This window comes from Proteiniphilum sp. UBA5384 (genome assembly GCF_002410825.1).
In the GTDB taxonomy this organism is placed as follows: Bacteria; Bacteroidota; Bacteroidia; order Bacteroidales; family Dysgonomonadaceae; genus Proteiniphilum.
Genome location: NZ_DHOS01000008.1, coordinates 1 through 15,318, shown reverse-complemented (window position 1 = coordinate 15,318; position 15,318 = coordinate 1). Strand labels below are relative to the sequence as shown.

At 40.6% G+C, this 15,318-nt stretch carries 10 protein-coding genes; 1 reads left to right on the top strand and 9 read right to left on the bottom strand.

Annotation, left to right across the window (positions count from 1 at the left end; all coding sequences use genetic code 11):
- Positions 1 to 576: 576 nt before the first annotated feature.
- The 9 genes from B4G81_RS02940 to B4G81_RS02900 form a co-directional block, all read right to left on the bottom strand.
- Entirely contained in the window at positions 577 to 1,536 is a 960-nt protein-coding gene (locus B4G81_RS02940; protein WP_286850291.1) for a glycerophosphodiester phosphodiesterase family protein, read from the bottom strand.
- Between the two features lie 296 nt (positions 1,537 to 1,832).
- Positions 1,833 to 2,720, bottom strand: coding sequence for a glycerophosphodiester phosphodiesterase (locus tag B4G81_RS02935; RefSeq protein WP_286846706.1), 888 nt, complete (start codon positions 2,718 to 2,720; stop codon positions 1,833 to 1,835).
- An 11-nt stretch (positions 2,721 to 2,731) separates the two neighbouring features.
- Positions 2,732 to 4,708 (bottom strand): FISUMP domain-containing protein, encoded by a 1,977-nt coding sequence (locus B4G81_RS02930; RefSeq protein WP_286846703.1) that lies wholly within the window; start codon positions 4,706 to 4,708, stop codon positions 2,732 to 2,734.
- 26 nt (positions 4,709 to 4,734) lie between these two features.
- Positions 4,735 to 6,189: a RagB/SusD family nutrient uptake outer membrane protein gene (locus tag B4G81_RS02925; protein WP_286846702.1), complete on the bottom strand. Its 1,455-nt coding sequence runs from the start codon at positions 6,187 to 6,189 to the stop codon at positions 4,735 to 4,737.
- A 32-nt stretch (positions 6,190 to 6,221) separates the two neighbouring features.
- Positions 6,222 to 9,443, bottom strand: coding sequence for a SusC/RagA family TonB-linked outer membrane protein (locus B4G81_RS02920; protein ID WP_286846700.1), 3,222 nt, complete (start codon positions 9,441 to 9,443; stop codon positions 6,222 to 6,224).
- Positions 9,444 to 9,533: 90 nt separating this feature from the next.
- Positions 9,534 to 10,403, bottom strand: a complete 870-nt coding sequence (locus B4G81_RS02915; RefSeq protein WP_286850289.1) for a carbohydrate kinase family protein — start codon at positions 10,401 to 10,403, stop codon at positions 9,534 to 9,536.
- Positions 10,390 to 10,806, bottom strand: coding sequence for a VOC family protein (locus tag B4G81_RS02910; protein ID WP_286846696.1), 417 nt, complete (start codon positions 10,804 to 10,806; stop codon positions 10,390 to 10,392). Before B4G81_RS02910 ends, B4G81_RS02915 begins: the two co-directional genes overlap by 14 nt.
- A 12-nt stretch (positions 10,807 to 10,818) precedes the next feature.
- The gene (locus B4G81_RS02905) at positions 10,819 to 12,147 is read right to left on the bottom strand and encodes an MFS transporter (RefSeq protein WP_286846694.1); all 1,329 of its coding nucleotides are present in this window, start codon (positions 12,145 to 12,147) and stop codon (positions 10,819 to 10,821) included.
- Between the two features lie 52 nt (positions 12,148 to 12,199).
- Positions 12,200 to 13,639 (bottom strand): mannitol dehydrogenase family protein, encoded by a 1,440-nt coding sequence (locus B4G81_RS02900; RefSeq protein WP_286846692.1) that lies wholly within the window; start codon positions 13,637 to 13,639, stop codon positions 12,200 to 12,202.
- Between the two features lie 240 nt (positions 13,640 to 13,879).
- Between B4G81_RS02900 and B4G81_RS02895 the strand changes: the two genes are divergently transcribed.
- Positions 13,880 to 14,923: a LacI family DNA-binding transcriptional regulator gene (locus B4G81_RS02895; protein ID WP_286846690.1), complete on the top strand. Its 1,044-nt coding sequence runs from the start codon at positions 13,880 to 13,882 to the stop codon at positions 14,921 to 14,923.
- Positions 14,924 to 15,318 lie beyond the last annotated feature (395 nt).

Sequence of the window (15,318 nt, the reverse complement as noted above, 5' to 3'; positions counted from 1 at the left end):
ATCTTCTTTTATGATTATACCAGGATTCAATATATTCAAATACTTACAGACTCATCAGTTCTTTTACTTTAAGCTTGGTCCCATAAACAAGCTTCGGTTCTACACATCATCTTAATCGTCCATTCTCGCTAGTGGTAATTCTTGATAAATTTGAAAATCAACCATCTCTCGTTGAAGTGATTTATAAAGCTTTTTTTACGCTTGATATATTCCCCAGGTAGAGTCAGGGATAACACTTTCCTTAAAAAAGGAAGAACTATAGGATGCAAAATATAAAACCATTTTCATGAACAATCTGATAAGGAATAATCAGAAAAATTATCTTTGCGACTGATACATCACTGTTACCGAATATGCAGTATCGTTGTTACATAAAACGTTACACTATAATGATTATTATCTACCATTAATATCTAATAGGAGCTTACGTAACCTGACGGTTTCTCAGATAGAGAGCATCATTATCGTAAAGTATAACAGTTTATTATTCACCAATGCACTCTAACCATGTATCAATGTGACTTTTGCAACCAAGAAAGTTGCTTTATCCAGTTGTTGCAATATATTGATTTTCTGTTAATTTCCAATTCGTTTTACTGCCTTTTCTCTTAAACTGCTCAATTCTTCTCTTGTCCGTGGCAGTTCTGTAAATTCTGATGGATAATCAGTCTCTATGATGTCGGGCATGGCTACCAATTCGCGCAGATATGCAATACGGCGGTCTTTCTTTTTACCCACCCTGTCTGCAGTAGGGTGAATTGATGTCATAATGGACACCCCTCTCTCATGCAGCATTCCATAAAGTTCTTCCTGTTCCGGGTCCACCGTGAGGCGGATATAGGCCATAATCTGGTTCCAGGGGATGGGCGAACTGTCATAAGCATCGAAATGTTCCTTTGAGCTGATCTCCACACAGAACATCCTGTCATTCACTCCATTTTCCCAGTAATACATTGCCTCTTTGAGCGACCTGACACTCAGCATGATATTTTTATAGGGATACCACTCACCTCCCTCCTTCAGCTGCTTGATATAATAATCCCAGGTATGAGGCCCATTGTCCTTGTTGTCAAGGTTGAAAACAGTCTTTTCTTTTCCCCACTCAAACATCTCCACTATTGTAGGAATCTTGTATGGAGTAACATTTCCGTCCCTATCCTTGAGGTTGAACTGTTGCAGCTCTTTGTAGGTATAGTCTGAAACCAGTCCCTCACCATTGGTGGTGCGCTTGATATCAGCATCGTGCATCAGCACCATGACCCCATCTTTGGTGAAGCGAGGATCGATCTCAAAAAAGGAGGGAATGAGCGAGAGAGTCTTTTCGCAAGACTCAATGCAATTCTCAGGATAACCAGGGAGCATTCCGCCACGATGGGCGCTGATTATAATATCTGCGTCAGACTTATAGGAGAAGTAGCCCTGTAATTCCTGCAGATTACTCACCTTTACAGTATGAAGTCCTTTTGCACTCTGGCAGTAAACTATTGAAAACTGAACAATAATCAATGAGAGGATAATAAATAGTTTTGTTTTCATCTAATACTTGTTTAATATTTTGATCTATCGCTTTAAGTTAAGTAAGGCTTGAGGGTAGTTTGTCGTAATGGCATACAAATTATTTTGTCAGGCAGCACTGAACCATAAAGCAATTTTCCAGGATTACACACTTTTAAACCGACACTTACACTCCTGTTTGCATCTGACAGAGAAACACAATTGGAGCTGCAATGAAGTAAGATTGTCAACAGCGTAACAAAATAAGAGAATTTTTCATTGAACATATGAACCCAATTCTACTGATAAAAAAGTTAGAAGAACATAAATAGTTAGTTTCAATTATTTCTAATTTCATCCAACAAGATTTTTGGATAATTAGTTGTTATAGCATACAATTTATCTATATTCGAAATGTACCAAGCCCTATTGTTATCAGTATCTACATTATAAACACTTATTCTGACACCGTTTTTCGCATAATCATCAATGGTATAATTTCCTTTTACTTCACCATTATTATAAAATATGGAAGATATGGAAAAATTTGCCCAATTATAACCATTCTGTTGGAAAGAAGAAGGAGACATGGATGTGTTCATATATCCACAAGACCAATCTCCTCTAGAAGCATTGATTGTTCGTTTGAGGACTTCAGCTCTACCAACAATAAATTCCACGAAATGATTGGCCTTCATTTCCCTGACTATTTCAGAAGTGCGTTCAGCACATCTTGAAGAGTATTCATTACCCTCACTCTGAGGAAGAGATGCTATGCTTTTAATATCGATCCATAGCATGATGGTACCGGCGTCAAGCACTCTCTTAAGATAATCTTCAAGTCTAGGGATTGTCTCACCGTTAGCCAATTTACCTGCAGCGATTATCTGTGCATAAGTGGCTTTCCAGGGATGCAATCCATTAATCTTATCCTCTCTGTCCGTATGCGCAACAATCACATGATTATCTTTGGTGATATAGACATCAGCCTCTGATGCATAACAACCGATGTCAATCGCATAATTAAGTGCTTCGATTGAATTGTCGGGACACTTTTTTTCCATTGACCCGCCTCTGTGGGCCACAACTTTATTATTTGCCTTTTTGGGTCTTCGCAACTGTCCAACCTGGCCGGGAGAGTTTCCCGGATCAACCGGGTCACTCTCTTCTGGGGAACAGGATAGGAGCAGAAGGCACAAAAAGAAAGCTCTAATTATTTTCAACATGTTATTGACAATTATTCTAATTCATGCTTATAATTTCTCACACATCGGAAGGGCAAAATTGCATTTCCATTATCTACATTCCTCATATCCACATATGTATGGGCATTATTATTAATAACAACATTTAATCTATAGGCTTTGGTCTCGTTAAACAACAAAGGTACCCAAACCTGCTTTCTTAAACCATACATTTGCCATCCTTGTTTCAAATATCTGAATCCAGTGGGGAAATAATTAAATCCAAATGCATCTGCACCATCTGCAATGGGGGTATTTTGCCAATGAGTAGTATTACGTAACCAGGCAGCCATATTATTAATTCCTTTTGATGTTGTCATAAATTGCTTGTATGTTATATTTTCGGCATTTACCGGATAACTATCTTCCTGAGATTTAACACTCATAGAATATGCAAGATCAAGCCAATCCTGAGCATTGGCAATGTGATAACCATATGGACATATCCCTTGAAGTTGCCATGTTAGTGTGGGGTGATTTGTCTCATCAATTGAATTATCTCCAGTCATCATAGCATTTGTAACATAGTCAATTATTATTTCATTTCCAGCAGCATCTACAATCTTATCACCTGCTCTCCAGCCGACAGGAAAAGTTTGGTTAATTGCACCGTCAATACCACCCCGTGCTACTCCTGTAAGCATCTCACTATATGAATAAATACGTCCATATTTATCATCTCCCTGTAGTTGTCCTCCGTTTTCAGCCTCTTCGTATGCCGGATTCAGCTTTGGATCAAGAACATGTTGAGGAAGTTCATCATTGGATTTATATCCTCCCGAAGCAGTCTGAGCCGATGGCACCAGTTTTCCTCCCAATTTTGGAATAATATTTCCTCCATCCCAGCGAATCGCTGCAACAATCCACTCCTTCATGGTTCCGTCACGCGCAATATATTTTCGTGTCGGGTATTCAGAGAGCATATGATCCGGCATACTGTTTTGCGTTGTAATTCTTTCAAGCGTATACTGCAGTGTAGTCAGGTTGATCAGCAATGATCTCATTCCATCAATATCGATGGCAGGAATAGTGATGTCTCTGTTATCGGAGTCTTCGTTTTCGATCACACCTATTCTACTGTCGGCTATCAAATAGTATTGCGGATATCTCTGTTCGTCAGCGTACCGTCCGATACGAAGTGTGCCATTCCGGAAATAGGCATCAATCCTGAAGAGGCCCTCTTCCAACTTTTCCATCTTGATTGCTTTACCTACATTCTTGTGGTCGGGAAGCGATGATCCCCAGATAAAACTAAATGTTTCAGGAGCCAATTGTTTTATGTAAACAACTGCCACAGCCTCACTTGTTTCAGGTGTTCCTACATGAATAAATATTTTAGCTTCTCGTTCACCTGCATCTTCAGCCGTATTCTCTGTCGGTACAATTTCAATGTGATTATTACCCTTATCCACTACATTGATCCAGTCGACACCCTCTGCCACTTCGATATGATAATCACTCATATTTGTGTCAAATGAGAGGGTCTTGGGTTTAATATCATCTGCCATATATTCCAATTGGGTGATTCCATTGTGGATATTCACATAAGCATCTGCCTTCTCTCCAATCTGAACAATTTTAAAATTATTTGCTGTACCATCATCGAGTGTAATGGTCAGCGTCATACTTCTCTTATAGTTCTTGTTGGGTTGCACTTTAATTTTAAGACCTTTCTCTGTCACATCGTCACCATCGAAAGTTATCGGCTCTATTGATGCCCAACTGTTTTCCTCCAATGATGCTATCCAATTGTGATATTTTTTTCGAAAGGGATTAACAGTTACAATAGCGTTTAAAACTTCATCCCCACTTTCAGTAGCTCCATCGGCCACAAATAGTAGTTCTGAGGGGAAAATACTAATACGAGTCTGATCAGCTTCTTGAACCAGATCTGATTCCGCATCTACACTACAGTTTGTCAAAATCAATGCAAGCAGTGTTAGTATAATTAAATACAAATTATTTTTCATATTAGTTATTATTTTTTTGGTATTAATTATTGACCCTGCCATCCTTCGGTTTGGGCTAAATTATAATTCCGATTTAATGCGGACTGGGTTATTGGCCAAAGTAAAATATTCTTTTTACTTTTTTGACTTGCGAGACTTTTATTGTAATCCCATACCTTATCAGTACGAATCAAAGTCCACCAAGTATTTGCTTCAGAGGCAAACTCCTTGATGTTTTCAGTAACAATTGCCTCGAGTACTGCACTATCGGTTTCATCATTGTAGTAGTTAATATTGCTATATGCTCTGTTGGTAATTACTCCTAATGAATTCAAAGCTCCAGTGTAATTCTTCCTGTAATATTTTATTTCCGCATCAAACAGATAAGCTTGTGCATAACGGTAGATAACAATATCAGAATCGAGCACTCTGGTGCCAGAAATCATCTGTCCGACAAATTTGTTTGCCCATCTTACTTCGAGTCCACCTGTACCATAAGGTCCATGCCCATATGTTACCGGTATTCGTATATCAGTAGGATCAGATGTAATAATGTTAATGTAGTCATCTGTATAAAGCCACCACTGATTCTCGCCTATAGGCACTTCTGTGTTGGCATAGGCAGGGTCGATATATCCTCTGTTCCATGTATGTTGTGACGGAAAACCACCTTCAGATTCTCCATACTCATTGGGAATTACGAATATAATCTCTTTACCCCGTTTGTTAGATGGGCTGAAAATTGCAGAGAATTCATTCTCAAGTCTTGAAGGGTTTAATGAGAGTGAAGAAATTGCTGATTCGGCATATGTTAAGTACTTATCACCTCCATTCTGGATCCTATACATCCACAAACCAAAATCTGCTTTCAACATTGCTAGAGCTGCAGGTGTAAGAATTGTCTTGTCTCCAGTTCCCGTCAAAAATTGTTCAGCCGCAACCAAGTCTGACTCAACCTGATTAAAAACATCTGCTTGTGGAGACCGGTGTAGATAGAGATCCTGAGAGGTTGATTCGAATCCTTCCAGTGCAAGAGGAGCATCTCCCCAAATCCGGCCGATCCAGAAATAGGTATAAGCTCTTATAAAATATGCGTTTGAAAGAGCAAAATTACGAGCTTCTTCATTAATCTCCATATTCTGACCATATTTGATAATCAGATTAACGAGATTAATTGTAGTATAAAGATTTGTCCAACTTGCATAGGGGTTTGTGGCTGACATTGTAGCTGAAACAACATCTGCTTGGTTATTGTTGAGAAGTGTCCCATGAGTCCCTGGGCCCCAAAGACCATTTCTATATTCACCCCAATAAATGACATTGGTCTTCATCGTATTTCTTAAATAATAGTAGGCACCATATGTTGCTGATTTCAAATCCTCCTCATCCTGCCACATATTTGATGCAGACAGGCGGTTGTCCTGGATAATATCCAATCTGTCGTGACAACTTGCCATGAATATAAATAGACTGAAAAGTACAAGTATATTTTTCTTTTTCATTTTATTTTAGAAGTTATTATTGATACCAAAAATTAGAATACCGCTTTTAACCCAAACAATATTTTTCTTGCAGGAGGGTATGGGTTATAATTCTTACTGTATGTATCGGCATAACTATACAGTCCACCTGTAGTAACAGCCTCTGGTGACACCCCTTTTACAGCTGTAAAATACATCAATGTGTTACCCGAAAGCGAAAGTGTAAGATTCTGCATACCAAATGATCTGATCAGTTTTGACGATAAATCATAGGAAAAGACAACATCTCTCAGAGCCAAGTAATCTCCCTTTTCAGTGAAAATATCTGATGTACGTCCATAGTTTCTGTTACCCCAATCAGGATCATTTGCAGTGAATCGCGCATATTTCGTATTGTCACCCGGTTTTTTCCATGCAGTTTTTACATCGTTCACAAGATTGTAATTTGCATTCCCCATAGTAGCCATAAAATAGCGCATTTGCATAGCATTGAAAATGCTATGTCCCAATGCGTAATCGAGGGTAATCGAGAGACTAAAATTCCTGTATCTAAAATTGTTTGTCAAACCTCCTGTTGAATGTGGGGCAACATAACCAAGCAAAAATTGGTCTTCGGCATTGATAATGTCGTTACCATTTGCATCTGTTGAAGAACCGGGTCTATTCTTCCATTCATAATCACCAACATCTTTTCGACCTGCCAATGCAGGATCGGAAGAAGAATTCAAACGATCGGATCTTCTGAATCCTCTTGAAAGGGCATCATACAATGCCGCATCAGCTTGTGCCTCGGTTTCCAGAATATGATCCACTTTGTATCCGTAGAAACGACCGAGTCGCTCTCCCTCGGCTATTCCTCCATACTGTGTACCATCACCCAATATTATTCCATTGATGCGATTACCGGGTATTCCATTGTCAGGTAATTTCAACACTTTGTTCATGTTGTAACTATAAGTGAAATCTGTGCTCCATTCGAAGTTCTTCTTCCTGATGTTCACTGAAGAAAGCTCAAAATCGGCACCGTAGAAGCGCACTTTCCCAATATTTGCGGTAGCGGTACTGTAGCCGGTAATATCTGGTAGGGTAATGTCAAAAAGCAGGTCAGAAGTAACCTTGTTGTAATAGTCAGCAATCACGCGTATCCGGTTATCGAAGAACCCAAGATCTACGCCAATATTAAACTGAGAAGTGGTTTCCCATGTTAAACCATGATTAGGCATAATTCCTAATGTAGTTGTTGCATTCCCATTGTAAATATTTCCGATGTTATAACTGCCATATGTATCATACAGACCTATTCCGTTGTTTCCCGTAAGGCCGTAACTTAGGCGCAACTTGAACATGTTCATATCTTCAACATTCCAGAATGGCTCTTCTGAAATCAGCCAGCCAAAAGAAGTTGCAGGGAAATAACCCCATCTGTTTTCTTTTGCAAACTTTGATGAAGCATCAGCACGCATGGTAAGAGAGAGCATATAGCGATCCAAGAAACTATAATTGCCACGTCCGAAGTAAGAGATCATTGCTTCCCTGGTTCTGGTATTTGTAGGATAACCACTGACAGACTCCGTACCGGCATTTAAAGTTGGGACTTTATCTGAAATCGCACCAGTCACAGCTGCATCAAGACTATTCACTTTATCATAGTTAAAATCATATCCGCCTAGTAGGTCTATTCTATGTTTATCAGCAAATGATTTCTTATAATTCAAATAAGTCTGGAAGTTGACACGGTTCAACTCCGAAAATCCCTCTCTTGTTTCCCGGAGAGTACTTATCGCATTTGCTTTTATAAATGAGTTGCTGCGGGTATGTCTGTTATGATTCGAAATCTGCACAACGGCATTTAATCCATCAACAATTTTCCAATTCAAATTCATATTAAAACTGGACCGTTTTTGTATATTGTTTCTCACATAATAGCGATCATAAAAAGCGGCCGTGATAGTAGTATTGTTTGTCCCAAGCGCAGGCGTCCCATCTTCCAGATAATCACGATGAGTGTTGGGAATGGAGAGTCCTCTGATTACCGTATTACGGGTATTACTGGGAAAATCTTCCATCTTAGTTTCACCATAATCGAAAGTAGTTGAAGCAGTAAGGTTTTTCACTACTTCAAAGGAGGTATTTCCATGAAAAGTAAACCGATCAAAACCTGTAGCCACCCCCATTCCTGAATCGGAAGTATACCCGGCAGAAGCAGCATAAGTCATCTTATCAGCACCACCGTTAACACCTACATAGTAAGACTGCCAAAGTGCATCTCCAAACCATTGTGATTGCTGATCGTTATCCTGGAAAATAATTGTTTTTGTAGGATTAACAGGATCAATAATAGATTGCCAACCATTGGGTACAGCTTCACCATCTTCAAGATAACGAGGAGTCCATTTTGACCCTTCATTATTTCCTGTACCAGCAGATTCTGCTCCATAAAGTACTGAAGGAAAAAGGCTTTCCTCCAAAGCGGGGCGAACTATTCTCAGATAATCTGCTGCATTCATCAGATCATATTTTCTCTCAGGTTGCTGATAACCTAACTGTGCATTGAATACAATCTGAGATTTTTTTGATGATGTGCCTTTTTTAGTTGTAATAAGAATCACACCATTCGATGCCCTTGAACCATATATTCCGGCAGAGGCTGCATCTTTGAGAATTTCAATCGATTCAATATCATTGGGATTTAAACCCGTCATATCTCTTTGTACACCATCCACCATGATAATCGGATCATTGGACTGGTTGATAGATGATCCTCCTCTAATAAGAAATCTAGGATTGGCACCTGGTTCCATACTAGTGGTTGCTACACGCAATCCGGATACCTTTCCTTTAAGATTTTCACCAATAGAATTCACAGGAGATCCCTCCATCTTCTCTCCGCTATATTGTCCAATAGCCGTTGTCAGGGTATATCTTGATTGCGTTCCGTACCCCACCACAACCACTTCATCAAGAAGACCTGTATCCTCAGACATTACAACATTCATCACTCCTGAGTCAGCGGCGGGTAATTCCTGAGTCAGGAAGCCGATATATGAGAAGGCAATGACAGATCCCTTGGGAACCTGTAAATTAAAATTACCGTCTATATCTGTTACTGTTCCGTTGGTAGTGCCCTTTTGCACTACGTTCACCCCAATAAGGGGTTCATTGTTCCCGTCTGACACATTTCCTCTCAGGGTAATGTTCTGCGCAGACAGCCCCATGATATTCAAGAAAAAAGTGAACATCAACAAGAAATTAATTCTTGCAAATTTTGTACTCATTATCATTTACAATTTATTTAGTTTTTTAATTAAGGTTGCAAAGGAAAACAACATTTTAAAATATTGAGAATTTTGTGCGTTAAAAAACTTCTACGATTCTACTGTCCAGGCGCCGGCAACTGTACACACTGCCGCGGCTTTATCCACGGCGGCACGGTGTGCCTTCTCCAGTGTATCTCCCTTTAACAGGCTGGTTATAAAAGCACCGGTAAACGAATCGCCGGCCCCTACGGTATCCACCACATCCACCCTAGGTGTCTCCAGAAAAGAGATGGTTTCCGGTGAAAGGATCATACTATAATCTGCACCTGCCGTTAGTATCAGATATTGCAAATCATAGGCATCTATAAGCCATCTACAGGCACTACTATCATCGATTTCATTCAGAGAAAACATTCTCTTTAAAATCATCAATTCATCTTCGTTCAATTTTAGAATGTTGCACAACCGTAAGGATTCCTCTATAAGTCCTTCGGTATAAAAAGGAGCTCTCAGGTTGATATCGAGAATTCTGAAAGCATTGACGGGCACTTGCGATAAAAATGCACGTATGGTCCCTTTCGATGTTTCTGAACGTTGTGCCAGTGTGCCAAAGCACACCGCATCGGTTTTTCTTGCAATCTCCACCATTTTCGCAGTAAATGGGATATAATCCCATGCCACCCCCTCGGTGATGGTGTATGACGGCACCCCCTTATCCAGGGCCACCTGTACAGTTCCCGTAGGCTGATCCACCTTTTCTATGAGAAGATGGATACCTATACCTTCAACAAGGCTTAGGATCTCGTTGCCCAGTGAATCGTCTCCCACGGCACTGATCGCGTAACCGTCGGCACCCGAAGCGGTGGCGTGATAGACAAAATTCACCGGAGCACCTCCTGCCTTTTTCCCCTCCGGGAACATATCCCAAAGGAGTTCACCAATACCGGCAATAACCGGCTTTTTCCTATTCCACATCATCAGCTGGTGAAGTTAGCATTTCCGAAAACTCAATTTTCTCTTCATTGGGCCCTAAGATGGTGAAGAACCGCACACCGTGTTTCCAGAAGGGAAGAAACTGCACCGAATCATGGATCATGGTATGCCCGGCGGCTTTTATTTCACTGAAAAGTGTATCGATACCGGTAACATCCATTGCGATGTGATCAATGGCCCCGGCTTTCATCTCAGAACAACCGTTCTCATAGGTTTCAATCGTCAGATTCTTCATCTGCAGAAAAGCCACCTTCTCTCCTGCCGCCTCGTTCACCGTTTCAAGAGCAACCTCAAAGCCAAGCCCCTTGTAGAAACAAACCGTTTTTTCAATGTCGTTGGTGGGGATACCAATATGCTGGATTCCGTTTATCTGTTTTTTTATATTCATAGCTCTCATTTATTATTCAGTTACCGGGGTGAGATTTTTAACCTCATTGGTCCTTGACCCATAGAGTGCATAACAGAGCATTACCAGTTCACAAATGATCACAATTGACCATGTCCATTGCCAGGATCCGAACAAGTCGGCCATCACACCCTGCAACACTGGAAATACCGCACCACCAAACACCCCCATCATAAATATGCCGGAAGCTTTTGAAGTATATTCTTTCAATCCGTTGGTGGAAAGGGTAAAAATACATCCCCACATCACAGAGTGGCAAAGGCCTACAGCAACGAGTATCCACAGGTTATTTAGCAGAATGGCGGTGATCGTGAGGATAATGGCAGCAACCGTTGTCGCCACCAGCTGTGTACGAGGTGATATCTTCTTCAATGTACCGGAGATGATTCTGCCAACCATGAGGCCACCCCAGTAGAGCGTGGCAAGCAGCGCAGGTATACCGAGGTCTACACTCCCAACCATCAGGTTGGGATTCCCGAAGAAGGAGAGCAACGCTCCCTCTTTTTCGATCTCCATCGCATGAAGATTGACATTCACCCCTATTGCCACTTCTGCACCCACATAGAAGAAAATAGCGATCACCCCCAGCTTGAAGTGGCTGAACGACCAGATACTCTTCTCAAGTTTTCTATCGGGATTAGACCGGATACCTTCAAGATCGGGCAGAGGCAGCCTGCTTGTGATAAGTGCAATAATAATGACACAGGCAGCAATTGCCAGAAAGGGGATCAGCACCTGTCCGGCTGTTACCTGTTCGAGAGGAATACCGGCAAACATCACTACAGTCACAAAGAAAGGGGCGATGGTGGTAGCAAACGAGTTAAATGAGAAGGAGATGTTAACCCGCTGTACCGGCTGCGTTCCTTTCAGCGGATAGGCCGATATATAGGGGTTGATTACTACCTGCAAAACTGCCGCCGATGTACCCATCATAAAGGAACCGAGCAGAAAAACAAAGAACCCGTAAGGGATAGTATCTGTTGAAATGCCCAGCACCAAATGACTATAGTTGATCGACATCCATGATGAAAGAGCATACAGAAGTACACCAGCCGTCATAATCCAGAGTGCCCGCAACACGGTCGTCTTAAACCCGTGCCGGTCAATCCATCTGCCTCCAAGCGGACTGTTGACAAGATATCCCAGAAAGAAAAAGAAAGAGATAAGCGTTGTAAATGTATTTCTCAGATTCTCTGCATCTGCCAAGAAGGCCACTTTCAGAGGTCCCTGACACTGTCCGTTTACGGTGGTCATAAATCCCACGATAAAATAGATAAATGTCAATACCAGAAAGGGAGCAATCCCATACTTTTGTGTTTTCATATAATTGTTTTAAATGCTGTTTAAAGTGTGAAAAACTGCAACAACCACATTCTTATATAATTGATTCCAAAAGAGTCAACACCCCTTTTTCTTTCAAATCGCGAACCATCTCCAAATAAACTTTCACAAAAGCATCCGCTTTCTTCAGGTCGGTACTATGAAACGGAGAAATGCCAAGAAAATCAATCGGGTCGTTACTCTCTATCAACTGCAAGTCCTCACCAGTGAGCCACGGATCGTTTATATCGAACGATACGCCCTTGTCATCGATTCTATATTTGAGGTAGTGGCGGTAACTGGCAATAGAAAAGGCAACACGCTTCATATCTGCCTTGTCGCGGATCATGCTGATCAGGTTGGGCATCACATACACGGGGTACTTCGATGCACCGTCAGCACAAAGACGGCTAATCTGGTCGCTTACCGAGCGGTTGCCGAAACGTTCAATTAGTGTCTGCTTATAAAGTTCGAGATCGGTATTTGCAGGTGCCGGCACATAGGGAGTGATGTCGATATCCATAAAGTCGCGCAACAGTTTCGCAAAGCGCTTATCATGCATCGCCTCGTCTACTTTTCTGTAACCGCTAAGGAATGATGGATATGACAGAAGTGTGTGCGAAGCATTCAGCAGGCTCAACTTCATGTTTTCAAAGGCAGTCACATCGTTGGTAAACTCTACGCCCACCTTCTCCCATGCGGGACGGCCGGCAATAAAATTATCCTCGATGACCCACTGGATAAAATCCTCGCAATAGACCGGGACATCGTCTTGTGTACCATTTTTCTTATTAAGTCTTTTCACATCATCGGGGGTGGTAGCAGGGGTGATCCGGTCTACCATACTGTTAGGGAAGGTGACATTTTCTTCCACCCAGGCCTCCAGCTTTTTGTCCTGTGCTTTCATGAATGAGGTGAAAACCCGTTTGGCTGTATCGCCGTTATGCTGCAGGTTGTCACAGGTAAGGAATGTCACCGGCCCTGCACCGTTCTTCATACGCCTGCGCAATCCTTCGGCCACATACCCAAAAACGGTTTTTGGGGTTGCGGGATTAGCCAGGTCAAACTGAACATCCTTATTATCAAGGATAAACTCACCAGTTGACCGGTCTACATTATATCCTCCCTCTGTGATTGTGCAGGTAATAATCTTCACGTTCGGGTCGGCCAGCTTCTTCAGCCCCATTTCGGGATCTTCCACAGCCCAGATCAGCTCTATCAATGATCCAATCTGATAGGATTCATCCACTCCCTTTCTTCCGCATACGGTGAGTGTGTAGAGGTTGTCCTGTTTTTCGAGCCCCTTAACAATCCTCTCATCTCCAGGGAGAAGGTTCAAGCCGCAGATACCCCACTCTTTCTGTGATGAGTCTTCCAACAGCTTATTTGTATAATACTCCAGGTGTGCACGGTGAAAATTTCCCACTCCAATATGAACAATCCCTGTTTTTATCTGGTCTCTTTCGTAACCAAACGATACTAAATTTTTTTTCACGTTTTTCGTTAATTTTTCTTGTTAATTTACAAATTAGTTTTAACAAATGTAAGCCTCTCCTTATTATCTCAGAAAGAAAGTATGTTAATTAATTTTGCAAACGTTCCCGCAAACGTTCCCATTGTTTGCAAACGTTTGCATTACAATTAAAATAATATCTAATTTTTATTTTGTTTCCTTTATTATATTTATTTTTTAATTATCTTTGTTCGTTACAAGGGGGTATTTTGTATTAAAATAATGAAGCCAAAACGCACAACAATAAAAGATATCGCAAAACATCTCGGCTTATCAGTTTCTACTGTTTCACGCGCTTTAAATGATAGTAAAAATATCAAAAAGGAGACTAAAGATCTTATAAGAGAGACGGCACATGCATTGAATTACAGGAGTAACCCCATTGGGCTCAGCCTAAAACATGGTGTTACGAACACAATCGGAGTACTGGTACCTGAAATGGTCACCCCATTTGCATCGGAGGTTATAACCGGTATTCAGGAAACCCTGAACAAGACCGGCTATAAAGTGATTATCGCACAATCGGATGAAGATCCGGTAAGGGAACGGGAGAATCTCCAGCTGATGGAAAATTTCATGGTCGACGGGATCATTATTTGTCCCTGCGATTACAAAACAAACAAAAAAGAATATCTTCGTTTGCAGGACAACGGCATTCCTATTGTGTTTTATGACAGGATACCTTTTGGTATGAATGTGCCGAATGTTATTGTAGATGACTATCGGGAAACATTTTTCATGATAGAGCATCTTATACGCTTGGGCCGAAGAAAAATCGTATATATACAAGGTCCTAATTATATTTACAACTCTGTTGAAAGAATACGTGGATACAAAGATGCCTTAAATAAGTTTAGCATATCCTATGATGAATCACTGGTCGTATATACGGGAATGACTTTTGATGATGGAGGCGTGGCTGCCGAAAAACTGCTAAATAGAGGTGTTAAGTTCGATGCAATTTTTACTTTCACTGAAACACTCGCACTTGGCGCTATGAACTATCTGAAATACAACCAAATTAAAATTCCTAAAGAAGTAGCGATGGCCAGTTTTTCAGGCACAATTCTCTCAACGGTTGTATATCCACAACTTACGAGTATTGAGCAACCCAAAAAAATGATGGGGGAAACAGCTGCAAATCTAATTTTGGAAAAAATAGCGAACCCTTCTGTTGCAAACAAAAAAATAATATTAAGCTCGGAAATTAAATTGCGGGCATCTACTGAAATTAGTCTGTTAAAGAAGGATATAGAAACTCAATAAATAACATACTATCTTTTGGGAAAAGAGAACTCTGTAAAACGCTTTTTGAGTGTGAAACAGCATTATTTTCCTATACAGAAAATGCAACAAATTTAATTTCAGCATTTTGCATGATTTGCGATACAAATTAAGAGTTACATTCTATTTACTTGTTTTTGATTATCAAATAGTTACGAAAATAACGTCTTTTCCAAGGATTATTCACTGGATATCAGATATTTGCATTTTCAGATTTGTACCGAGTTTGTACCGCATTTCCTTGAGTTTTAACCATAAACCACTATAAAATCCTATAGATAAATATATTGCATTTCCTATCTTAATTCAAAAAACACATTTTTACAGTTTTTCTTTTCTTTATTGTTTCTTTACCTTTTCCAGCATAAAAGAACTAA